23 protein-coding genes are annotated in these 23,955 nt (G+C 38.9%); 9 read left to right on the top strand and 14 right to left on the bottom strand.

The features are described 5' to 3' along the window. The 4 genes from C1642_RS17315 to C1642_RS17300 all read left to right on the top strand — a co-directional run. Positions 1 to 589: circularly permuted type 2 ATP-grasp protein (locus C1642_RS17315; protein ID WP_171304721.1), on the top strand; the 589-nt coding region annotated here is incomplete at its 5' end. A 22-nt stretch (positions 590 to 611) separates the two neighbouring features. Beyond that, positions 612 to 1,208 carry an alpha-E domain-containing protein gene (locus C1642_RS17310; RefSeq protein WP_000243520.1) on the top strand — a complete coding sequence of 199 codons (597 nt, stop codon included), beginning with the start codon at positions 612 to 614 and terminating at the stop codon, positions 1,206 to 1,208. A 2-nt stretch (positions 1,209 to 1,210) separates the two neighbouring features. Further along, entirely contained in the window at positions 1,211 to 1,990 is a 780-nt protein-coding gene (locus C1642_RS17305) for a transglutaminase family protein (protein ID WP_000772592.1), read from the top strand. Between the two features lie 16 nt (positions 1,991 to 2,006). Beyond that, positions 2,007 to 2,741, top strand: coding sequence for a proteasome-type protease (locus tag C1642_RS17300; protein ID WP_000220477.1), 735 nt, complete (start codon positions 2,007 to 2,009; stop codon positions 2,739 to 2,741). Between the two features lie 52 nt (positions 2,742 to 2,793). Here the strand turns inward: C1642_RS17300 and alr are convergent, their stop codons facing one another. The 12 genes from alr to ppsA form a co-directional block, all read right to left on the bottom strand. Beyond that, on the bottom strand, positions 2,794 to 3,864 hold the full coding sequence (gene alr, locus C1642_RS17295) for an alanine racemase (protein ID WP_058061988.1): 1,071 nt from the start codon (positions 3,862 to 3,864) through the stop codon (positions 2,794 to 2,796). A gap of 32 nt (positions 3,865 to 3,896) precedes the next feature. After that, the gene (gene dnaB, locus C1642_RS17290) at positions 3,897 to 5,342 is read right to left on the bottom strand and encodes a replicative DNA helicase (RefSeq protein WP_000075891.1); all 1,446 of its coding nucleotides are present in this window, start codon (positions 5,340 to 5,342) and stop codon (positions 3,897 to 3,899) included. Between the two features lie 200 nt (positions 5,343 to 5,542). Beyond that, positions 5,543 to 5,989 (bottom strand): 50S ribosomal protein L9, encoded by a 447-nt coding sequence (gene rplI, locus C1642_RS17285; protein ID WP_000382591.1) that lies wholly within the window; start codon positions 5,987 to 5,989, stop codon positions 5,543 to 5,545. Positions 5,990 to 5,997: 8 nt separating this feature from the next. Beyond that, entirely contained in the window at positions 5,998 to 6,225 is a 228-nt protein-coding gene (gene rpsR, locus C1642_RS17280; RefSeq protein ID WP_000090661.1) for a 30S ribosomal protein S18, read from the bottom strand. An 11-nt stretch (positions 6,226 to 6,236) separates the two neighbouring features. Beyond that, complete coding sequence (gene rpsF, locus C1642_RS17275; RefSeq protein WP_001216679.1) at positions 6,237 to 6,620, bottom strand: 30S ribosomal protein S6; 384 nt, start codon at positions 6,618 to 6,620, stop codon at positions 6,237 to 6,239. Between the two features lie 184 nt (positions 6,621 to 6,804). After that, the gene (gene cyoE, locus C1642_RS17270; protein WP_000915319.1) at positions 6,805 to 7,683 is read right to left on the bottom strand and encodes a heme o synthase; all 879 of its coding nucleotides are present in this window, start codon (positions 7,681 to 7,683) and stop codon (positions 6,805 to 6,807) included. A 10-nt stretch (positions 7,684 to 7,693) separates the two neighbouring features. Then, the gene (locus C1642_RS17265) at positions 7,694 to 8,023 is read right to left on the bottom strand and encodes a cytochrome o ubiquinol oxidase subunit IV (protein WP_000094534.1); all 330 of its coding nucleotides are present in this window, start codon (positions 8,021 to 8,023) and stop codon (positions 7,694 to 7,696) included. Further along, positions 8,023 to 8,643, bottom strand: coding sequence for a cytochrome o ubiquinol oxidase subunit III (cyoC, locus tag C1642_RS17260; RefSeq protein ID WP_000852577.1), 621 nt, complete (start codon positions 8,641 to 8,643; stop codon positions 8,023 to 8,025). The genes C1642_RS17265 and cyoC overlap by 1 nt, the downstream gene beginning before the upstream one ends. A gap of 4 nt (positions 8,644 to 8,647) precedes the next feature. Further along, positions 8,648 to 10,639 carry a cytochrome o ubiquinol oxidase subunit I gene (gene cyoB, locus C1642_RS17255; RefSeq protein ID WP_000367186.1) on the bottom strand — a complete coding sequence of 664 codons (1,992 nt, stop codon included), beginning with the start codon at positions 10,637 to 10,639 and terminating at the stop codon, positions 8,648 to 8,650. Between the two features lie 3 nt (positions 10,640 to 10,642). Next, a complete protein-coding gene (gene cyoA / locus C1642_RS17250) occupies positions 10,643 to 11,695 on the bottom strand; it encodes a ubiquinol oxidase subunit II (RefSeq protein ID WP_001250044.1) in 1,053 nt (350 codons plus the stop codon). Between the two features lie 315 nt (positions 11,696 to 12,010). Beyond that, positions 12,011 to 12,766 (bottom strand): RDD family protein, encoded by a 756-nt coding sequence (locus C1642_RS17245; protein WP_001167811.1) that lies wholly within the window; start codon positions 12,764 to 12,766, stop codon positions 12,011 to 12,013. A gap of 64 nt (positions 12,767 to 12,830) precedes the next feature. Further along, positions 12,831 to 15,218 (bottom strand): phosphoenolpyruvate synthase, encoded by a 2,388-nt coding sequence (gene ppsA, locus C1642_RS17240; RefSeq protein WP_000853480.1) that lies wholly within the window; start codon positions 15,216 to 15,218, stop codon positions 12,831 to 12,833. A 146-nt stretch (positions 15,219 to 15,364) separates the two neighbouring features. Here ppsA and C1642_RS17235 point away from each other — a divergent pair, with 146 nt between their 5' ends. From C1642_RS17235 to pgaD, 5 genes are all read left to right on the top strand, one after another. Further along, on the top strand, positions 15,365 to 16,201 hold the full coding sequence (locus tag C1642_RS17235) for a pyruvate, water dikinase regulatory protein (RefSeq protein ID WP_000004354.1): 837 nt from the start codon (positions 15,365 to 15,367) through the stop codon (positions 16,199 to 16,201). A 384-nt stretch (positions 16,202 to 16,585) separates the two neighbouring features. Continuing rightward, on the top strand, positions 16,586 to 19,024 hold the full coding sequence (pgaA, locus tag C1642_RS17230; RefSeq protein WP_103236646.1) for a poly-beta-1,6 N-acetyl-D-glucosamine exporter porin PgaA: 2,439 nt from the start codon (positions 16,586 to 16,588) through the stop codon (positions 19,022 to 19,024). Then, the gene (gene pgaB, locus C1642_RS17225; protein WP_103236645.1) at positions 19,024 to 20,853 is read left to right on the top strand and encodes a poly-beta-1,6-N-acetyl-D-glucosamine N-deacetylase PgaB; all 1,830 of its coding nucleotides are present in this window, start codon (positions 19,024 to 19,026) and stop codon (positions 20,851 to 20,853) included. The genes pgaA and pgaB overlap by 1 nt, the downstream gene beginning before the upstream one ends. Continuing rightward, positions 20,853 to 22,100: a poly-beta-1,6-N-acetyl-D-glucosamine synthase gene (gene pgaC, locus C1642_RS17220; protein WP_103236644.1), complete on the top strand. Its 1,248-nt coding sequence runs from the start codon at positions 20,853 to 20,855 to the stop codon at positions 22,098 to 22,100. The genes pgaB and pgaC overlap by 1 nt, the downstream gene beginning before the upstream one ends. Continuing rightward, on the top strand, positions 22,097 to 22,561 hold the full coding sequence (gene pgaD, locus C1642_RS17215) for a poly-beta-1,6-N-acetyl-D-glucosamine biosynthesis protein PgaD (protein ID WP_000786881.1): 465 nt from the start codon (positions 22,097 to 22,099) through the stop codon (positions 22,559 to 22,561). The genes pgaC and pgaD overlap by 4 nt, the downstream gene beginning before the upstream one ends. Before the next feature lie 39 nt (positions 22,562 to 22,600). Here the strand turns inward: pgaD and C1642_RS17210 are convergent, their stop codons facing one another. Both C1642_RS17210 and C1642_RS17205 read right to left on the bottom strand, forming a co-directional pair. Beyond that, positions 22,601 to 23,164 (bottom strand): flavoprotein, encoded by a 564-nt coding sequence (locus C1642_RS17210; protein WP_103236643.1) that lies wholly within the window; start codon positions 23,162 to 23,164, stop codon positions 22,601 to 22,603. A 146-nt stretch (positions 23,165 to 23,310) separates the two neighbouring features. Continuing rightward, positions 23,311 to 23,955 (bottom strand): MsnO8 family LLM class oxidoreductase (locus C1642_RS17205; protein ID WP_146035349.1); only part of this gene is annotated, 645 nt, incomplete at its 5' end.

Raw genomic sequence — 23,955 nt, 5'->3', positions numbered from 1 at the left:
CCCACTTGCATTTAGACCTGATAGTGCTTTAGGTGTGGCAGGTTTAATGTCTGCTTATTTACAAAAAAATGTAGTGATTGCCAATGCACCCGGCACTGGAGTAGCTGACGATAAATCGATTTATCCATATGTTGATCAGATGATCCAATATTATTTGGGTGAAACACCCATTTTAAAGAATGTACCTACTTACCAGTGCCGTGAGAAAGAACATCTGGACTATGTACTGGCTCATTTAGATCAATTGGTCATTAAAGAAGCTCAAGGATCGGGTGGATATGGCATGTTAATTGGTCCTAAAGCAAGCTCATGTGAAATTGATGAATTTAGACAAAAACTGATTGCTACGCCGCATGAATATATTGCCCAGCCAACATTGGCTTTATCGGTTGCACCGACTTTAACTACAGCAGGGGTGGCTGAGCGCCACATCGACCTACGCCCGTTTGTACTCAGTTCTCCTTATCGGACCGAAATTGTGCCCGGAGGTTTAACACGAGTAGCCATGCAGGCAGGTTCTTTAGTCGTTAACTCCTCACAAGGAGGAGGTATTAAAGATACATGGGTCGTTGAAACGCTACATTCTTAATGGTTGGTTAAAGAGGAAATTTATGGTTTTACTCAATTCGAGTGCGCACCACATTTATTGGTTGGGTCGTTATTTAATGCGAATTCAATTTGCTGTATCACATTTACCATTTACAGATGATGCTAAAGCAGCCCAATTTGCAGCAGCATTTGGGCTAGTCATTGATCAAGCAGAATTACTGAATTGCTATATGTTGGATACGAAACAAACATATTCATTACTGAATCAGTTCGCTATTGCTAAAGATAATATCCAAGAGTTAAGAGGAATATTATCTTCAAATGCCTATGCAGAATTAAATCATGCGATTAAGGGAGTCCAAGCTCATCCTGATTCATTAAAGCAGGCTTTAGCGAAATGTAATCAAATACTTGATACTGAACATGAAGATATAGCGTTATTTCTGCATTTAGGACAAAAGATAGAATTATTTGATATACAACTACGTTTTCAGCAAGACCTTACACAGCTCTTGCAGGAGTTAGAACAATTACTTCAACAGCTGAATGACTTAGGGTGGAATAAATTAACTCAACCATGGCAATTATTAAAAGATCATCCAAATTGGGAAGCTTATTATAATTTTACCCAGCAGTTGGAATATATGTTCGAGGCATAATTATGAAATTGATGGTTAATCATCAAACGCATTATAACTATACTGAAACTGCTAAAAACAGTATTCAGTATATCAAGATGATGCCTCAAACATCGCTGCATCAACATGTTATGAATTGGGCAATCAGCGTGCCTGGTGACAAGACGCTCAAAAGAGATATTTTTAATAATATTTGGATAACGGCTAGCCAGCGTTATGAGTATCAGCACCTTACTTTTATGGCACAAGGTATTGTAGAGCTTCTAAATACAGAAATAGGAGGAGTAGATGTATCTATACCAATAAATCTATTTCTCCAAAGTACAGAGGCCACTAAATATGATGCTGAAATGTTGGATTTTGCCCAGAGAATTGTAACTGTCAAAGATCGACAACATATTGCTTTGCTCAGTGAAAATATTCTGCAAAAGATGCCATATCAACCGGATAGTACATCTGTTCATACAACGGCTACGCAAGCCTTTCAGGCAGGTCAGGGGGTGTGTCAAGATCATGCACATGTTTTAATCGCTATGTGCCGTGCGTTACAATTACCAGCACGTTATGTCTCTGGTTATCTATTTGATCAAAATTCTCCACACCTTGCCAGTCACGCTTGGGCGGAGGTATTTTTAGATAATCAGTGGTATTGTTTTGATGTGAGCAATCAATTGTTTACACCAAAGCATCATATTTATCTTGCTGTTGGTCGGGACTATCTCGATGTTGCGCCCATTAGGGGAGTGCGAGAAAAAGGTGGTACTGAAAATATGATGTCTGTGGTTCAAGTGCTGGCTTGTTGAATGTAAAGAGAACGAAATGACCTATTGTTGTGCGCTGAGATTGGAACAGGGTTTGGTGTTTATAAGTGACACTCGAACTAATGCCGGGGTCGATCATATTTCTGTGTTCCGTAAACTGCATACTTTTGGAGTAACGGGAGAGCGGTTTATTGCCTTGCAAACAGCAGGCAATTTAGCAACTACACAAGCGGTTATCGGGCATTTGCAAAATGCACTTATTTTGCAACAAGAGCCTAATTTATATAGCATTAATACTATGTTTGAGGTGGCTGATCTAGTCGGTAAAACCTTGAAAAGCGTTTTAGAAGATATCAGTTCAGATACCCAAGAACAAATGAATTATGCCTGTAGTATTTTAGTGGGTGGGCAAATCAAAGGCGGAGATATGCAGCTTTATAATGTTTATCCGCAAGGCAATTTTATTTGTGCCACCACAGATACGCCTTACTTTCAAATTGGCGAAAGTAAATATGGCAAACCTATTTTAGATCGAGCTTTATATTATGCGATGCCATTAGATGATGCTCTTCGTTGTAGTTTAATTTCATTTGATTCTACATTGCGTTCTAATGTCTCTGTTGGTTTGCCGTTAGATGCATTGGTTTATAGTAAAGATAGTTTTGTGATCCCTATGGGTAAGCGAATTACTGAAGATGATCCATATTTTTCACAAATTAGTCGTCAATGGTCAGATACGTTACGCCGTGGTTTACAGGAAATGCCAAAACCTACAGATGATTATTGGCGCTAAAATTTATTCAAAAAAAATCCAAGCAGTGCTTGGATTTTTTATTTAGTGAACTTTAAGTACCCTGACGGACTGGGCGAGAACTTAGACGGCAAAGTAATTCATAGCCGATTGTGCCATTTGCTTCAGCCACATCATCAACTAAACGGTAATTTCCCCAAAGTTCAACTTGGGTGCCAAGTTTTACTTGAGTATTTGTGACATCAATCGCAATCATATCCATACTTACACGGCCCACAACTGGGCAAAGTTTGCCATCAATAGCGACAAAATTTTGCTTAATATAAGCTCTTGGATAACCATCACCATAGCCAATAGAGACAATGGCGATATCCATAGCCTGTTGAGCACAAAAAGTAGAGCCATAACCTACGTGTTCACCAGCTTCAATATGGTTTAACGCTATTATTTCTGCAGTAAAAGTCATGACAGGTTTCAAATCAAGATCATGCACTGTTTTATCTGCAAAAGGTGAAGCGCCGTAGAGCATAATACCAGGACGTACATAGTCAAAATTTAGTTCTGGCCATTTAAAGATGGCAGCTGAATTACAGCATGATGCTAAAATTGGATCGCAAGTTTCTTTAATATGCAAAAATTGCTGTTTTTGTTGTTCATTTAAAGGGTGGTCTACATCTGCATTTGCAAAATGCATAGCAAGTACACATGTAAAACCTTCAGACTTTAATGTCTTAATCACTTCAATAATTTCTGGGTTTTTAAAACCTAAACGGTTCATACCGCTATTTAATTTAACCCATACTTTTAAGCCTTGGGCAATATATGCTTGTTTGTGTTTAATTAACCATTCAAACTGTTGTTGATGGTGAATGACGCATTCAAATTTTTGTTCAATTGCGACGGGCATTTCATCTTCAGAAAATACCCCTTCAATTAAAGTAACTGGTTGCTCGAAACCAAGTTCACGGATTTCTAATCCTTCTTGTAGGCAGGCTACACCAAAGGCATCTGAGGCATTTAAGGCTGCTAAACAGTCTTTGACTCCATGTCCGTATGCATTGGCCTTTACCATGCTTACGATTTTTGAATTTGCTGCGAGTTGTTTGACACGGTTTAAATTATATTGAAGCGCTTGGCGATCAATATAAACTGTTGCTTGACGCACCCTCATTTACTCCTTTGGGCTAGAGATAGAGTTTATTCTTCATCATCATATTGGCTGTAATACTCAGGAGAGAGATTACTAAAACGAGTATATTGGCCTTCAAAGGCAAGGCGAACGGTACCAATTGGACCATTACGCTGTTTACCGATGATAATTTCTGCGGTGCCTGCTTCTTTCGATTCTTTGTTATAGACTTCATCACGGTAAATAAACATGATTAAGTCGGCATCCTGTTCAATCGCACCAGATTCACGTAAGTCAGACATTACTGGGCGTTTATTCGGTCGGTTTTCCAGACTTCGGTTAAGCTGAGATAGTGCAATCACAGGACAGTTCATTTCTTTAGCTAAAGCTTTTAAGCTACGTGAAATTTCCGAGATCTCACCAACACGGTTGTCACCCATGCCCGGAACTTTCATCAACTGTAAATAGTCGACCATGATACAGCCGATTTTACCATCATGCATTTTTGCGATACGTCTAGCTCGGGCACGAACTTCAGTAGGTGGTAGGGCAGAGGAATCATCAATATACAAATGCATTTGTTGAAGTTGCAGAATGGTACCCGTTACTTTAGTCCATTCATCAGCATCCAAATTACCTGAACGTAAATGCCCTTGATGCACTTTACCCATAGCTGAAATGAGACGCATCGCAATAGAGTCTGCTGGCATCTCCATAGAGAAGACGAGAGCTGGGAGTTTATTGTATTGCAAAACACTTTCAACCAAATTCATGGCAAAAGTAGTTTTACCCATAGACGGACGTGCTGCGACAATAATCAAATCACCCGGTTGCATACCAGAAGTTTTATTATCGAGCTCTAAGAAGCCAGTCGTTAAACCAGTAATATTTCCGTCTAATTTTGAAAGTTCATCAAGTTTACTAATTACATCGGCAGTTACAGAACTAATTGCTTTAGGACCAGAATCTTTTTTATTGTTGTTATGTTGTTCTGCTAAAGAGAAAATACTTGTTTCGGCTAAATCTAAAATTTCACTTACACCTCGACCTTTTGTGTCATAAGCATTTTGTAAAATTTCAGTACTTACCTTAATCATACTGCGTAGTGTAGAAAATTCTTTAATTTTAGTCGCATAAGTTTCAAGATTATAGAAACTCGAAGGTGAGTCAGCCATAAGCTGCATCAAATATTCTTCACCGCCAATCGCATCGAGTAAGTTTTGTTTTAAAAGCCAGTCGTTGACCAAAACCGCATCATACGGTGAGTTTTCCTGTGCTAATTTTTCAATTGCACGATAAATATATTTATGACGAGTGGCATAAAAATCATTTTCTTTGAGTAAGTCACTGACTTGTTCAAAAGATTCAGCAACGGTCATCAGCGCAGCAAGTACAGCTTGCTCAATGGCTAAATTGTGTGGGGGAGTGCGAAACTCTTTAAGTTGGCCTGATTCACTCGTCTTATTTTCTGTTGGAGATGAAAGGGTTAAAGAAGTGGCATTCGCCTGAGACATAATTAGACCTGATGATAAAATGTGTACACAAAAAGGGTTTTAAGCCGAGAACTATCTTAAAACAAAACTAAATAAACTACCTAATTAAAAAACCAATTAAACTGAAGAACTGATCAGGAATTAATATATCTAATTTTATTGCTTAAATTTAAGAGATAAAAAAAGAGCATGCGTAAGCATGCTCTTTTTTTGATGAGAAATTACTCAGATACGATAGTAACGAGAACTTCTGCAACAACATCATGGTGCAATTGAATTGCGATGTTGAATTCACCAGTGTGACGAAGCGCACCGTTTGGTAAACGAACTTCTGCACGGTCAACTGTAAGACCAGCATTCGTTAACGCGTCAGCGATGTCACGAGTACCGATAGAACCGAAGAGTTTACCTTCGTCACCAGCTTTAGCAGTGATAACGATGTTAACTTCGTTCAATTGTTCAGCACGTGCTTGAGCAGCAGCTAATACTTCAGCTTCTTGCTTCTCAAGTTCAGCACGACGAGCTTCGAAAGCAGCAGTGTTAGCTTCAGTAGCTGCAACTGCTTTACCTTGAGGGATAAGGAAGTTACGGCCGTAACCAGCTTTAACTGATACTTTATCGCCTAATTTACCAAGGTTCTTAATGCGTTGTAATAAGATAACGTCCACAGATCACCTCACTTATGGTTGTCAGTGTACGGAATCAAAGACAAGTAGCGAGCTTGTTTGATAGCAAGCGCTAATTGACGTTGATAACGAGCTTTAGTACCAGTGATACGGCTAGGAACAATCTTGCCGTTTTCAGTGATGTACTGTTTTAAAGTATCGATATCTTTGTAGTCGATGTACGCAACATTCTCAGCTGTAAAGCGGCAGAACTTGCGACGACGGTAAAAACGTGCCATTGATGTTCTCCTTATTCAGCTTCTTGAGCAACTTGCTGTGCTTCTTCACGTTGAGCTTTACGCGCACGCTTTTCTTCAGCACTCTTAGCAAGCAATGACTCTTCAGTGATTGCGTGTTCACGACGGATGATAAGGTTACGAATGATCGCGTCGTTATAACGGAATAATTCTTCTAACTCATCAAGCGTAGATTGACCACATTCAACATTCATAAGAATGTAGTGCGCTTTGTGAATTTTGTTAATTGGGTAAGCCAATTGACGACGGCCCCAATCTTCTAAACGGTGAATTTGACCATCAGCTTCTTTGATCTGAGAGATATAGCGTTCAACCATACCTACAACTTGATCGCTTTGGTCTGGGTGTACCAAAAGTACGATTTCGTAATGACGCATTGTCAGCTCCTTACGGTTTAAACAGCCCCTAATAAAATTAGAAGCAAGGAGTCATAGCTAAAAATATAAATAGCTACGTCGCAAAAAATGCGAAGGCTGAATTATAGGTAAAAATTAGACTAAAAACAAATCTTTTGATGAGAAATATAAAAGTTATTTGAGAGAGGAGGAAATCCTCCCTTAATTAAAAGAGAGGAAGATTTGGAGCAGGGGATTGATAGGTAAAGCTAAAACTTAAACTTAGCAAAGTAATTAAGATTACTGAGTAAAGGAAAAAGCGTTTAGCCCAAAGTTGGTCGTTTTCGGCTTTAAATCCAATAATTGATAAATAAAACCAGTATGCGGTCAAAGCATTAAAGGTAATCAAGAAAAATACATTGGTATAGCCAAAACAATATAACCCATTCAAAACAGCTGCAAACAACAGGATATAGATTACACATTCAATTTTCGTGCGATAAATGGAACGTGCTACAGGCAAGATAGGAATTCCCGCATTTTTGTAATCATCAAAACGATAAATTGCAATTGCCCAAGAGTGAGGCATTTGCCATAAAGCGTATGCTAAAAACAAAAGCAAGGCTGCCACATCAAATTGATGAGTTACTGCTGTATAACCAATAACAGGAGGGCTCGCTCCGGAGATACTACCAATGACGGTTTGATGGATTGAGGTACGTTTAGTCCACAAACTATAAAAACCGACATAGACAATAAAACCAATCATTGCAAACAAAAATGCGTAGCCATTTACACCAAACCACAAAATGCTAAAACCCATTACTCCGAGTACGAAAGCATATACAAGCGCAACAGTAGGAGAGATGGTTTTTTTAACGAGTGCACGGTTTTGAGTGCGCTGCATCTTTGTATCAATATCTTGATCTATAACATTATTAACCACACAACCTGAAGCAACAACTAATGTTGTTCCAATGAGAGTGAGCAATAATAATAAGATGTCTATAGAGCCTTGGGCGGCTAAGAAGAAGCCGCCCAAGGTGGTAATGAAATTACCGAAGAGAATTCCTGGTTTAGTCAGGAATAAATACTTTTTCAACATGACAATCAGTTTAGATCATCATATTGTAGTGAAGGTAATTCATAATCCACACAGAACCGATTAAAAGTACAGCGATACATAGGATTGTGTAGATAAATGCAATCATATTCCAACGTTGTTCAGATGATGTATTCATGTGTAAGAAGTACACAAGTTGTACAAGAACCTGAGCAACGGCAGTGATTGCAATCACTGTAACCAAAAGACCGCGGCTGAAACCACCTGCCATCACCATCCCGAATGGGATGATGGTAAGGATGACAGAAAGAATAAAGCCAACAGTGTACTGCTTAAAGTTACCGTGTGACGCACCAGCAGCATTATGCTCATGACTACTCATTAGAGAACTCCCAGTAAGTAAACGACGCTGAATACACAGATCCAAACGATGTCAAGGAAGTGCCAGAACAAGCTTAAGCAAGCAAGACGACGTGTATTCGGTAAAGTCAAACCTTTAGTTTTGATTTGATACATCAATACCAACATCCACACTAAACCAGAAGTTACGTGGATACCGTGCGTACCTACCAAAGTAAAGAACGATGATAAGAAAGCACTGTGAGTTGGACCATGACCTTCTTCTACAAGGTGATGGAATTCATAGAGTTCCATCCCGATGAAGGTTGCACCAAAAAGGAATGTAATAAATAACCAAGTGATCACTTGATTTACATTCTTTTTATAAGATGCAAGTACCGCAAAACCGAAAGTCACCGATGAAATCAATAAGGCAAATGTTTCAGTTAACACGTAGCCTAATGATTCATGGAACAGGTCATATGCACTTGGAGTTCCTGGTGGAACATGACTGCTTAATACAGCGAACGCAATGAAGAGTGATCCGAAAAGAATCAAGTCACTCATCAAGTATGTCCAGAAACCAAAGACCGTTAAATCAGTATCATCATGTTCATGATGACCATCATGGCCGTGGTTGTCGTGATGAAGTACTTCAGCCATTTCCTTAGTCCTTCTTCAAGTGTTTTTCAAGTAAAGCATAGCGTTCGTTTTCAATACGCTCAACTTCTGCAGCTGGAACATAGTAATCAACATTCTTAGTGAATGAGCTTACGATCAAGCTAACAACAGCTGCAACGAATGAAACAACAACGAGCCACCAAATATGCCAGATGAGTGCAAAGCCAAGAAGAGTAATGAACATTGCAATGACAAAACCAGCAGCACGGTCAGTCGGCATGTGGATGTCTTCATATTTAGTATTACGTGCGTATGCTACACCGTTTTCTTTGTCAGTCCAGAAACGGTCAATACCGCTTGCATCTGGTTCATGAGCAAAGTTATAGAATGGAGCAGGGGAAGAAGTAGCCCATTCAAGTGTACGAGCATCCCATGGATCGCCTGTGTAGTCCATGTTTTGGTGACGTTGTAAGAAACCAACGATGATTTGCATTAAGAAACATGCAATACCAATCGCAACAAGAACAGCACCGAATAATGCAATCGCAAGGTATGGGTCCCATTCAGGGTTGTCATATGTATTCAAACGACGAGTCATACCCATGAAACCAAGGATATAAAGTGGCATGAATGCAAAATAGAAACCGAAGAACCAGAACCAGAATGCAGCTTTACCCCATGCTTCATTGAGCTTCCAACCAAACATTTTTGGCCAGTAGTAAATGATGCCGGCAAACATACCAAACACCACACCACCGATAATTACGTTATGGAAGTGAGCGATCAAGAATAATGAGTTGTGTACAAGGAAGTCCGCAGGTGGAACAGCCATAAGTACACCAGTTAAACCACCGATACCGAATGTTACAAGGAAGCCAAGCGTCCATAACATTGGAGTAGTAAAGGTGATGCGACCTTTATACATGGTGAATAACCAAGAGAAGATTTTCACACCAGTAGGAATCGCAATAACCATGGTCATGATACCGAAGAACGCGTTAACGTTCGCACCAGCACCCATGGTGAAGAAGTGGTGAAGCCATACAACAAATGCTAATACAGTAATTGCAATTGTCGCATATACCATAGACTTGTAACCGAACAACGCTTTACGAGAGAAGGTTGCAACGATTTCTGAGTATAAACCAAATGCTGGTAATACCAAGATATATACTTCAGGGTGACCCCATGTCCAGATCAAGTTCACATAAAGCATTGGGCTACCGCCAAGCTCATTTGTGAAGAAATGGAAACCGAAGTAACGGTCTAATGTAAGCATCGCAAGAGTACCTGTTAATACAGGGAAAGATGCAATGATTAATACAGCCGTACAAAGTGAAGTCCACGTGAAAATAGGCATATCCATCAATTTCATGCCAGGCGCACGCATTTTGATGATGGTAACGAAGAAGTTAACACCAGATAAAAGCGTACCTAGACCAGAAACCTGAAGTGCCCAGATATAGTAGTCAACACCTACACCAGGAGAATATTGAATACCAGACAGAGGAGGGTAAGCCATCCAACCAGTCGCAGCAAATTCACCTAATACAAGTGAAAGCATCATTAAACCAGCAGCACCAGCGAATAACCAGAAGCTTAAAGAGTTTAATAATGGGAAAGCAACGTCACGAGCACCGATCTGTAAAGGTACAGAGATGTTCATCATACCTACAACTAGACCCATTGCTACGAAGAAGATCATGATTACACCGTGTGCGGTGAAGATCTGGTCGTAATGGTCAGGATGTAAATAACCTTCACCACCGCCTTTAGCGAGGAAAAGTTGTAAACGCATCATGATCGCATCGGCGAAACCACGCAAAAGCATGACGACAGATACGATGATATACATGATACCAATCTTTTTATGGTCTACAGTTGTAAACCATTCTTTCCACAAATATCCCCATTTTTTGAAATAGGTGATACCGCCAAGCACAGCAATTGCACCAAGTGCCATAAAGACCATGGTGACAAGTACGATTGGCTCTGTCGGGATAGAGTCCCAACCCAATTTACCAAAAATCATATCCATGTCTTATTCCCCTTGAGCAGCGTGTTCAGCTGCAACATGAGTTTCTGCTGTTGTATGTGCAGCAGAGTGGTCAGCACCATGATAGTTACTCATATAGTGGTTGATAATTGTTTCAAACAATTTTGGTTCAACTGAAGAGTAATAAGTCACAGGGTGTGGCTTAGTCGGGAACGGTTTCATCGCTTCTGCTTTAGCAAGCGCTTCTTGATCACCAGCAGCTTTAGCACGATTTACTAAATGCTCGATTTGGTGCTTAGAACGATCGCCATCACGTAAGGTTGCCAATTCAGCTTGGTCAAGCGTAGTTTTTTGAACTGCTTCTGGGTTAATAGTTGTACCATTACCTGCTTTAACAGCCGCTACCCATTCGTTGAATTGTTGCTCTGTAACGCTATGCGCTTTGAAACGCATTTGAGAGAAACCATAGCCTGAGTAGTTAGAAGAGAAACCACGATATACACCAGTTTCATTTGCTAACAAATGAAGGTGAGTTTGCATACCTGCCATTGCATAAATCTGACCGCCTAACTGTGGAATGAAGAATGAGTTCATCGTGAAGTTAGAAGTGATTTTGAAACTTAACGGAGTTTTCTCTGGGAAACGTACTTCGTTAACAGTCGCAATGTTTTGTTCAGGATAAATAAAAATCCACTTGAACTGTTCAGCAATAACCTGAATAGTTAAAGGTGCTTTATCTGATTCTAAAGGACGGTATGGGTCATACTTGTGGGAACCCCACCAAGTTAACCAAGCTAAAATACCAATAATAATGACAGGAATACCCCATACTACAACTTCAATTGCAGTTGAGTGTGCCCATGTAGGTTTATAGTCTGCATCTTTATTTGACGCACGATATTTCCAACCAAACCATAATGCCATGATGATTGAAGGAATCACCACAAGTAACATTAAATAGATCGCAGTCATCATAAGGTCACTTTGACCTTGACCAACTGGACCTTTAGAGTTTAGAAGTACCATATCACCACCACACCCAGTCAAAAGTGCGGCAAGCGTTGATAAAGACAATACAGCTAAAATCGTTTGTCTCATTTTACAACCTCGGTGAAGAGTCCCATTCCCTAATTAAATATGGGATAGCGATTAAAGTGTCGCATGATTGAGAACGCTAGTCTTAAAAATTAGACTTCTCAATGATGTGACACCGCTACGTTGTAGGGCATTATGCCTCATATCGACAAACTAAGCTACACATAAAGTCGTCTGAAATAATTGTTTTAAAACCCGATTTTTTTTGTAGGGTATCTAATTTCAACAGAGCTTTTATTTAAATATCAACTCTCTATGGAAAAAAGGAGGCGAGGTGCCTCCTTTTTTTTAGACATTAAATGAATGAGTCATTTACTATCATTTGATCACTTTTGTTCTTGCAATTTTGTCATGTAGAGCTTGTCGCTTTTGTCCTAATGCAAAAGCATAGTCAATAATTGTACTAATAGGCATAAATAGTAAGTTTAATATAATGAAAACGACACTTCTTAGAAGGAAGATACGCGTTAAATTAACTTTACCATTGGTTTCGGCATCGACAATTCTAATTCCGACAATTTTTTTACCAATACTTTGCCCAAACTTAGTCAATAAAAATGCTTGAATAGCGAGCATTATGACGACATAAAGTAGCATTGTATGCCAAGCTTCTATAGGAATAAGGGTAAAAAGCTGCTGTTGAAGTTCAGCTGCTTTAGTTGATGCAACTTCTGCAGATTGCATCTGTTTTTGTAACTCAAAAAGTTGTTTATATTGAGCTTCATTAAAGAAAAAAGACGGAATAGCTGCAATAGGTAGCCAAAGTAATAAGTCAATAATTTTTGCAAGAGCACGAGACGAAATTGAAGCAAGCTCGTGTGTTTTAGTTTCTACACGAATGTGCTGAATGGTCTCATTATAAGGCGTATTTGTATTTGCTGAAAAAGCAGAATAACCAGTAGGTTGATATACAAGTTTACCTTGGGTTAATTCTCCTAAAGCTTTCCATTCTGTCATGCCTTCATGCCAAGCTAAATCAGTAAGCAAAACTTGTTGACTTGCCAACATTTGATTTAGTTGTTCTAAGGTATAAGGCCCAGCTTGTTGATTATTACGTGCCAAGTAAATTTGCATAAGTAAAAATTCTCTATTCTAAAGATGAAAAAAGACCCACGGATGGGTCTTTTTTTATAACAAATTAGATTTGCTTGATTTTTTCTTCAGCAAGGAAGAACCATGTGTCTAAAACCGAGTCAGGGTTAAGAGATACTGATTCAATGCCTTGCTCCATTAACCATTTTGCAAGGTCAGGGTGGTCTGATGGTCCTTGACCACAGATACCGACATATTTACCCGCTTTACGACAAGCATGAATTGCCATTGAAAGGAGAGCTTTTACAGCAGCATCACGCTCATCGAACAAGTGAGAAACAATACCAGAGTCACGGTCAAGACCAAGTGTTAACTGAGTTAAGTCGTTAGAACCGATAGAGAAGCCATCGAAGTGTTCAAGGAATTGTTCAGCTAACAATGCATTAGTTGGTAATTCACACATCATGATGACTTTTAAGCCATTCTCACCACGCTTCAAGCCATTTTGAGCTAATAACTCAATAACGCGTTTCGCTTCAGACACTGTACGTACGAATGGGATCATGATTTGGATGTTAGTTAAACCCATTTCATCACGAACTTTTTTAAGTGCGCGGCATTCAAGTTCGAAACAGTCACGGAAATTGTCCGAAACATAACGGCTTGCGCCACGGAAGCCAAGCATTGGGTTTTCTTCTTCTGGCTCGTATAACTTACCGCCAATAAGATTCGCATATTCATTTGACTTAAAGTCAGACATACGAACAATAACTGGTTTATCAGCAAATGCTGCTGCAAGTGTAGCAATACCTTCAACTAGTTTTTCAACATAGAATTCTACAGGTGATGCATAACCAGCTGTACGGGTCATTACCGCAGCACGAGTTTCGCGAGGCAAGCTTTCAATGTTCAGAAGAGCTTTAGGGTGAACACCGATCATACGGTTAATAATGAACTCTAGACGAGCAAGTCCAATACCTTCGTTTGGAATTTGAGCAAAGTCAAAGGCACGGTCAGGGTTACCTACGTTCATCATGATTTTGAATGAAAGTTTAGGCATAGATTCGATAGAGTTACGTTGAACTTCAAAATCTAACGCGCCTTCGTAGATGAAACCAGTGTCGCCTTCAGCACAAGAAACAGTAACTTCTTGACCATCAGTCAATACTTCAGTTGCGTTACCACAACCTACGATTGCTGGTACGCCAAGTTCACGGGCAATAATTGCAGCGTGACAAGTACGGCCACCACGGTTAGTAATGATGGCAGCAGCACGTTTCATTACTGGTTCCCAATCTGGGTCAGTCATGTCTGATACAAGTACGTCACCGTCTTGTACTTTGTCCATTTCTTTAATTGAGTTAACAATACGGACTTTACCAGAACCAATACGTTGACCGATTGAACGGCCTTCACAAAGTACAGTACCTTTTTGCTTGAGTAGGTAGCGTTCCATGGTGCCGACATTTTGACGGCTCTTTACAGTTTCAGGACGAGCTTGAACAATATAGATTTGACCATCATCACCATCTTTTGCCCACTCGATATCCATTGGAGCGCCATAGTGCTTTTCGATAATAAGCGCTTGTTTCGCTAACTCTTGTAACTCGTGATCATTTAACGCGAATTGTTGACGTTCTTGTTTTTCAACGTCTACAACTACAACAGATTTACCCGCTGAACCTTCTTCACCATAAATCATTTTCTGGTGCTTAGAACCAAGGTTACGGCGTAATACCGCGTGTTTACCTGCATTTAATAATGGTTTAGAAAGATAGAATTCATCCGGGTTAACGGCACCTTGTACAACCATTTCACCTAAACCGTAAGATGCAGTAATAAATACAACATCACGGAAGCCAGACTCAGTATCAAGGGTAAACATTACGCCTGCAGCGCCAGTTTCAGAGCGAACCATACGTTGAACACCAGCAGAAAGCGCAACTAGACTGTGTTCAAAACCTTGGTGAACGCGATATGCAATAGCACGGTCATTAAATAATGATGCAAATACTTCTTTTACAGCAATTAATACGTTATCAATACCGCGAATATTCAAGAAAGTTTCTTGCTGACCGGCGAACGATGCATCCGGTAAGTCTTCTGCAGTAGCAGACGAACGAACAGCAACAGCAATATCTGGGTTACCATTTGAAAGTGCAGCAAATGCTTCACGAATTTCTTGTTCTAAGCCAGGTGTAAGTGGAGTCTCTACAATCCATTGACGAATTTTAGCGCCAGTTTCTGCTAAGGCATTTACATCGTCAACGTTAAGCTCTGCAAGTTCTGCTTGAATTCGAGCGTTAAGACCGCTTTGGTCTAAGAACTCACGATAGGCATCAGCAGTTGTTGCAAAACCACCAGGTACCGATACACCAGCATTTGATAAATGGCTGATCATTTCACCCAAAGATGAGTTTTTCCCACCTACGAGTTCGACATCGTGTTTCCCTAATTTTTCTAGACCGATTACGCGCGCTTCCAAAGTTTTCACTCCACTTTTGCAGTATTAATGTCTATCTTGGCATGAAATTAAAAAATAAAGTGCTTAGTTGAGAATTTTACTAAGCGACAGTCATGTAAGATCAGTTTACTATAAAGATTATATAGCACTAAGACAAATGTTTAAGGAGAATTTTAATGTCAGAAAGTAAACAATTTAAGCGGAGTGTTTTTTTTATTTCTGATGGAACTGCGATTACTGCCGAGACCCTTGGACATTCGTTATTAGCCCAATTTCCTAACGTAGATTTTGATATTCACATCATGCCTTATATCACCACTGAAGAGGCCGCAATGGCAGTGGTGGTCGAGATTAACAAGTGTCAGACCAGAGATGGTTGCCTGCCATTAGTATTTGATACTTTGGTCGATCCGCATGTGCGAGAAATTATTAATACGGCTAAAGCGGTTAATCTGGATGTGTTTGAAGGGTTAATTAGTAAGCTGGAACAGGAGCTTGGAACCCCGCCTACAACTTTAGTCGGACAGACTCATGCCGTGACCGATTCGGAGTATTACAAGGCCCGGATTGATGCTGTTCATTTTGCGCTTGATAATGATGATGGAGCACGTACCCGCCATTATGACAAAGCCGATTTAATTTTAATTGGCGTGTCTCGTTCCGGGAAAACACCGACTTCTATTTATCTATCTTTGCAATTTGGTATCCGTGTTGCTAACTATCCTTTAACCGAAGAAGATTTAGACGATAATCGTTTACCGGCAGTCTTAAGAGAGCACCGCAGTAAATTATTTGGTTTGATGATTGATGCCGAGCGCTTGGTTGCGATTCGAAGTGAACGTAAAGCGAATAGCCGATACGCAAGTTTTAGCCAGTGTCAGATGGAGTTGCGAGCTATTGAAGGTATTTATATTTCTGAGGGAATTAAATACTTAAACGTTACTGAAATGTCGATTGAAGAAATTTCTACTCGTATTTTACAAATGACAGGTTTAAAACGCCGTATTGGTTAATTAAGTCAATTATTTATTTTAACCATTCAATTTAAACTTTATTAATATGATTAAATTGAATGGTTTTAAATATAAAACAAATTAAAAATAAAGTTTTAAATATAAAACCATTTATATAAAAATGTTTTTGATTGGTTAATGTTAAGTGTGTTTTGTGCAAATTAAATATATTCAAAAATAATAATTTTGAAAAGAAATGTATATAAAAGAATAATCTATATTTTTATAAATGTTTGTTTTTAGGTGGCTTTTAAAAAAACAAATACTTTTTTTCTCCATATTTATCATTTGTGATTAAAGTTGCTAGTTATTTGATTATTGTGATGTGTGTCACATTTTTAACTATACTTTCCCATCTCGATATGGGACTATTCGATTCTCAAAATGCTAAAGAAATGTGTTTTTTCATTGGTCTATCTCTTGCCAATTCATTTATACGCTGCTCAGGTTGATGTATTGCGTGAGCAAGCTATTCAAAATTATAGAGCAGGACAAACTCAACAAGCTGTATCTCAACTAGATCAATTGCTAAATAAATACCCGCATGATCAAAAGCTGCTTGCTGATTATCTGTTTATTATGTCAAGTGAAAAAAGGGATCTTACGAATTTTTCACGGTTTTTGGTAAATATTAATTATGTAGACTTTCCAGAATATGCAAAGTTACCTTTAATTCAAAATTTCCGTGATTTTAAGCATTTTAAAACTGCAATTGACTGGTCAAATAAGTTCAATATTCAAAAGTCAGTTGATGGGCGTATTTTATTATCGGTTTTGTATGCTGAAGCTCAAGATGTGGCGAATGCTAAAGATCAGTTGTCGAAGATCGATATTAAAGGTTTAACTGCTGATCAGTTGGTACGGGTTGCATATGCTTATCGTTTAATAAATTTACCAGTAGATGCTTTAGCTACAGTTGAGCATGCTTATCAACAACAACCAAAATCCTCATCCGTTTTACAAGAATATGTTTACGATCTAATTGCTATTGGCTCATATAAGAAGGCACAGCAATTGCTGCAAGCGAGCGAAAAAACTGAAAAAACAGTGCAAATGCTGCAGACTTTACAAGTTAGTGAGTTTTCTCAACATATCAACAATGCAATTGCTCGATATAAATATTTAAATCGTGAAGGACTAGCCGATTCCGAAAGCTTTGCTGAATTAGATAAAGTGCTGGAGCAAGGACAAAAAATGCATCAGCAAATGAATCCTTCCGATCCTAATTACTTACGGTTTTATTACGATTATTTATATGGATTAGATTTTAGAGGGCGTTCAAAAGCAGTTATAGAGAATTTCACCCAGTTGAATATTCCACTCGAAAAATTACCGGCATATGTACGTCATGCAATTGCAGATAGTTATTTGGCGGAGCAAAAACCGAAAAAGGCCGAGTTTGCTTATAAAACGCTTTTAACCGAAAAGAATTATCCGGATATGACCGTTTATACGGGACTGTATTATTCTTATATTGAACAAGAAAAATATAAGGAAGCTGAACAACTTCTCGCTGAAGTTGATCGGCTTATTCCAACTTATAAATATAGTCAGGCTAAGGGTGTAGATAAAACCAGTCATCCTGATCGTGATGATTATATTGCTTTACAAGGAATGCATTTAGCCTACGCTAATCATCTGGATCAAGCTGAAAAGCATTTTCAAAAAAAAGTAGAGCAGGCGCCTGCAAATGAGAGCCTGATTAATAATCTTGCGCGTGTAGAACGTTGGAGAGAAAAACCGCTAGAGGCAAAAAAAACAATTTCCCGGTTAAATGGTATAGATCCGATTGCTAAAGACACCCGCATTAATGAAATGCAAAATGCTCAAGCTTTAGGTGATATTCCGACATGGCGAAAAACGACTCAAAACTTAGTGCAATATTACCCTGATGATAGTGGGGTTATTAAAAGTCGAAAAGAATTAGAAGATCGTAATAGAGCCACAATTTCACACTCAACCACTTGGGGCCAAAGTAAGGCCGACGGTCGCGATACTGTAAGTGGGCAGAATGGTTTAAAAGACCGTGAAATGGAAACGCGTCTTAATAGCCCTTGGATTAAGGATAATTATCGTTTATTCGCTTGGCATCAAGATCGTTATGGGGAGTACCGTTTTGGCGATGTGCATGACCAACGTTATGGGGTCGGAGCAGAATGGCAGGCGAACCGTAAGGCATTGTCGGCAATTGTGTCGCAAAGTACGGATGGTGGACAAGCAGGAGTCCTTCTTGATTGGTCCCAATGGCTAAATGACCATTGGCAGTATCAATTGCAATATAACAGTCAGGCTGACATTCCTTTACAAGCCCTTGATGCAGGGGAGGATGGTCAATCTTACCGAGCTGCTGTTACATGGCAAAAAGATGAATCTCGCCAGATTGGCGCGAGTTACGGTTTAACTGATATTAGTGATGGTAACAAACAACAGGAATTTTCAACATTTTGGCGTGAAAGACTATTCGACGCACCTCATCATATTACGTATGGCACTGTCCGTGGTTTTTACGGCAGTAATAGCCAAGATCAAACAGCTTATTTTAGCCCAAGTTCGCATTACAGTGCCGAGTTGAACTTAAGTCATGACTGGGTGACTTGGCGTGAATATGAGCGTTCATTTAAACAGCATTTTGAAGCGGGTGTAGGCCTTTATAAACAGGCCGATTACTCTGCTAAACCCACTTACTCTTTGCAATATCAACATCAATGGCAGCTATCACGGACATGGCAGCTCAATTATGGAATTGGTTGGCAATACCATCCTTACGATGGTCATGATGAACAACATACCTACGGTATTTTTGGATTTGAAGGGCGTTTTTAATGAATAATTTATTGTCGAAAATGTTGGGCTGTGCCTTGGTCTCAACATTGTTGCCTCTGCAATTTGCATATGCCCAGATAGAAAAAGATTTACCAAAAAATCATACGGTTTCTTTAACCTTTCATGATGTGAGAGATGATGTCTTAAAAGAAGGTGATCGGGATATTTATGCAATCCAAACGAAAAATTTAGCACAGTTCTTTGACTGGTTAAGTCAATCTGACTGGAAGCCCATTCGCTTAAAAGATATTGAAGAAGCGCGTAAACAAGGTAAGGAATTACCTCATAACTCTATCTTGTTAACTTTTGATGATGGCGCTTTAAGTAGTTATAGCCGTGTATTTCCATTACTTAAGCAATATCAGATTCCAGCAGTATTTGCACTTCCGACCAGTTGGCTAAATGGGAATACACAAGCTGGCTATGAAGCTTATGGGCAAGGAAATCTAGTCAATTGGAAGCAAGTGCGAGAAATGCAAGCTTCGGGCTTAGCCGAGTTTGCAAGTCATAGTGATGATTTGCATCATGGAGTATTGGCTAATCCTCAAGGGAATGAACAGCCTGCTGCGACTTCTTACGCGTATTTAAAATCACAAAAGCGTTATGAAACGGATGCAGAATATCAACAACGTATTTTGCAGGACTTAAAAAAATCATACGCCGTTTTAAAGAAAGAAGTGGGTGTTGAACCTAAGGCAATTATTTGGCCTTATGGCGCTGTGAATGAGCAATTAGAAAAATTGTCTCAAGAAGCAGGCTTTATTTTTTCTTTCAGTTTAGGACGTGATGGAATGAATAGGGTGAGTGACTCGACTTTTAAACGTAGTTTGGTCACTAATAATCCTACAGCTGAGCAATTAACAGAGGGTATGATCAATATTCTCAACTTTGAAGAATTAGATTTATTTAAGCAACCTCGCCACTTTGTGAGTATGGACTTAAAACAGTTAGCTGCTTCAACTAATACTCAGTCAGATGAGAAACTAGGGTTATTGTTATCCAAGCTTTATAGCTTAAAAAATAACACATTGATATTGAAACCTTTAGATGATCAAGATGGCGATGGGCAGTATGACATTGCTTATTTCCCAACAAATCAACTAAGCGTCCAGCAAGATATTTTGAACCGAACTTTATGGCAGGCACAAACTCGTGCCGGACAGTCGGTTATTTTAGAGTTGCCTGTATATCCTCAAAAAAATAAACCGTTTTTGGTGGCAGATTTAGCGAAGGATATCGCACGTTTCAATAGTAATTTAAGTGGTATTCAACTTAATGCTGGAACCACTTTAAATTGTGCTATGCAAAGCACAACAATAAAAGAAAATGCCTGTGCTGACCAATTAAAACAGCTTACATATGTGAGCCAGCTTACTCAAAAGGCTGTGAAGCCTTATTTAAACATGAGTAATCAGGCTCAGTTTAGTTTATTGCTTACACCTGATTTTGAACATATTGAAAATTTACCAACGCTTTTAAAAACGCTGTTATCCCAACATGATTTAGTAAATCTTAAGTTCAATATAGTGGGTAAGCAAAAACAGTTTAATCACGTATTAGCAATTTTAAATACGCTTGATGCGAAATATAAACAGCGCATTATGCTGACTTTATCATTACCCGAAAATAGTCAGCAAAATGCCTGGCAAGAAGTGAAACAAGGTCTTTTCAATATTCAGCGCATAGGTATTCAGAAATTTGGTATTGATGGCTATACCAATGAAAACTCAAAAAATGTTCATGAATATTTATATAACCCGATTAGTTTAAATTCGAGTTCGGTCATGTATCAGCCCTTTGCAGGTCTTGCGACTGAGGGGAAAAAGTAATGAAAGTATTACTCGATATTTTATTTGCTTTTGCCTTTTTATATCCGTTGTTGATGGCTTGGACATGGATGGTAGGAGGTCTCTGGTTTTTCTTTAAAAGGGAATATCATGAGCAGCAACTGCCTGAGCCATCAAGTGAAGGGTGCAGTATTATTATTCCTTGCTTTAATGAAGAAGCTCAGGTCCGACAAACGATTCGTTATGCATTACAAACAAAATATCCGAATTTTGAAGTCATTGCCGTAAATGACGGAAGTAGTGACAGCACTGCAGAAATTCTTGATGAACTGGCAGCTCAAGATGCCCGATTAAGAGTTGTGCACCTGGCAGAAAACCAAGGTAAGGCCGTAGCTTTAAGATCGGGAGTGTTAGTAAGTAAATACGAATATCTAGTGTGTATTGACGGAGACGCTTTATTACATCCTCATGCAGTACTTTGGCTTATGCAGCCTTTTTTAAATTTTCCAAGAATTGGTGCTGTAACTGGTAATCCTAGAATTTTAAATCGCTCAAGTATTTTAGGTAAATTACAAGTTGGCGAGTTCTCTTCAATTATTGGCTTGATTAAGCGCGCACAAAGAACATATGGCCGTATTTTTACAGTATCAGGTGTAATTGCAGCATTTAGAAAGACTGCTTTGGTTCGCGTGGGCTTTTGGTCTGATGACAAAATTACGGAAGATATTGATATCTCTTGGAAGCTCCAAATGGACCATTGGGACATTCAATATATTCCTCAAGCACTTTGTTATATCTATATGCCGGAAACCTTTAAAGGCCTTTGGAAACAGCGTTTACGCTGGGCACAAGGTGGGGTAGAGGTATTATTAGAATATATTCCGAAAATGTTCAAACTCCGCTTGCGCCGTATGTGGCCAGTAATGCTCGAAGCTTTAGTCAGCATTATTTGGTCATATGTGATGATTATGATTTTTATTCTATTTTTTGTGGGATTGTTTGTGGTTTTACCGCAACAATTTCAAATTAATTCACTTATGCCGCAGTGGTATGGCGTGATATTAGGTGGAACATGTCTTGTTCAATTTCTAGTAAGTTTATGGATAGATCATCGTTATGATCGTGGTCGGCTTTTTAGAAATTATTTTTGGGTAATTTGGTATCCATTATTTTTCTGGTTACTGACGTTATTTACCAGTGTTGTTGCAGTACCCAAAACTATATTTAACACCAAAAAACGTGCTCGTTGGGTAAGCCCTGATCGAGGCTTCCGTGGAGATCACTCATGAAAAATGATACAAATATCGACGTAGAAGTTTTAGATATACCTGAATATATTGATCAGCCTGAATATGTGAAAAATAAAACTGCAAACTATACCTTACAAACAATAGGTTGGTTTTGTTTAATGTGGCTGCTTTTTCCACTCGTTTCATTATTCTTATGGATTTTTGAAGGGCACCTCATCTATGACTATGTGTGGGTAGATCATGTTTCAGAAGTGAAAACTTTATTGCATTTACTTCTGTTAATAGGTCTGAGCGCGCTCATTTTAATTTTATGGGCAAGTTATAACTGGCTTAGATTTCATGGAGATGATCGCCGCAGCAAAGCTCCGAATAGCTCTGTTGAGTTGCTGGCCTCACAATTTATGGTCAGTACCGAATCATTATCAGAATTACAAAAGTCTCAGCGCATCATCTTACATTATGATGAGCAGGGGTATTTAACTCGATATGATTTGAAATGAGTGAAAAAAGCATGGTCTATCAACCATGCTTTTTTATTTTTAAGGTGTGGTTCTAATAATGATATCAACAGGTCGTTGAGTACCATCCATACTATAAATGGCTGTATCGGTAACTTTTACAATCGGCCAAGTTTGTAGTTTGCAATTTGCTCTTTGCAGTGCCGTATAGTAGCTATCCGATTTAAAAAATGTTTTATTTGCCCGTGCGGTATTGGGCGTCAAAAGTCGTTTAAGCCATGTTTCATTTACTTGGGTTTCAAGAAAACGTAAAGCTAAGAGGCTTTTAACACGATTGTTAAATAACCTCCGGTTCTTGGCAATAAGTGGATGGATAATTAATCGATGTATACCGATTTGACTGTGAGGTAAAATAAAGTGAGGCGTAATTTGAAATACCGTTACAAATTTTGCCTGTTGGCAGATTTTTTCTAAATGCGTTACGGTCTCCTGATCCGTTCCAATAATGGCTACATTTAAATGAGAAAAATCAAATTCTTTAAGTTTATTTGATGGCAGAATTTGACCAGTGAAGGCCTCAAAATCCTCAACTGTATTTTGAAAAATAGCTGATTTAGCGACATTATTTTTAAGGTCAATACTCATTTTCCAAAAGTCCTTTTGGTTTTCATTTATGATGATTTTTATCGTTTTAATATAAATAACCAAGCAAGGAGTCTGGGTAAAGTATTTTCAGATAGGTGGTTATCTCATGCTTGATATAGATTCAAACATGAGATGTCGCGTATATATTAATTACCTGATTTTACTTGCATTAATTGGGTGAAACTATCTAAGCGTTTAGCTGTGTCGTATACATCACAAGTAAAAATAAACTCATCGACTTCATAAGTGTCCAGAAGTTTTTGCAGACCCGAACGTACTGTTTCAACTGAACCGATTTGTGCCATCGTATAGAAGTTTTCAACAGAAAGTTGTTCTGCCGTGTTCCATAATCCCTGCATAGATGTAACTGGTGGCTTAAGTTTGAGGCTTTCCCCACGAATTAATCCTAATACACGTTGATAAGCACTTGTTGCCAAGAACTGTGCCTCTTCATCTGTGCTTGCAACGACAACTGGAACACCCATTGAAACGTAAGGTTTATCTAGATATTCAGAAGGCTCGAAATTCTCACGATAAAGTTCAATGGCTTGACCAAGCATACGTGGTGCAAAATGTGATGCAAATGAGTAGGGTAAACCAAGTTTTGCAGCCAACTGGGCACTAAATAAGCTTGAACCTAACAACCAGACAGGTACATGAGTATTTTGTCCAGGTGTCGCAATAATCTTCTGGCCCACTTGAGGTGCTTTGAAATATTGCAAGATTTCTACAACATCTCTCGGGAATTGATCTTCTGTTTCCTGATGTCCGCGGCGTAGGGCACGCATGGT

The sequence above is a fragment of the Acinetobacter sp. AKBS16 genome (assembly GCF_002899995.1).
Lineage (GTDB): Bacteria > Pseudomonadota > Gammaproteobacteria > Pseudomonadales > Moraxellaceae > Acinetobacter > Acinetobacter baumannii.
The sequence above is the reverse complement of the archived record's forward strand: the minus strand, read 5'-3'. Positions and strand labels throughout refer to the sequence as shown.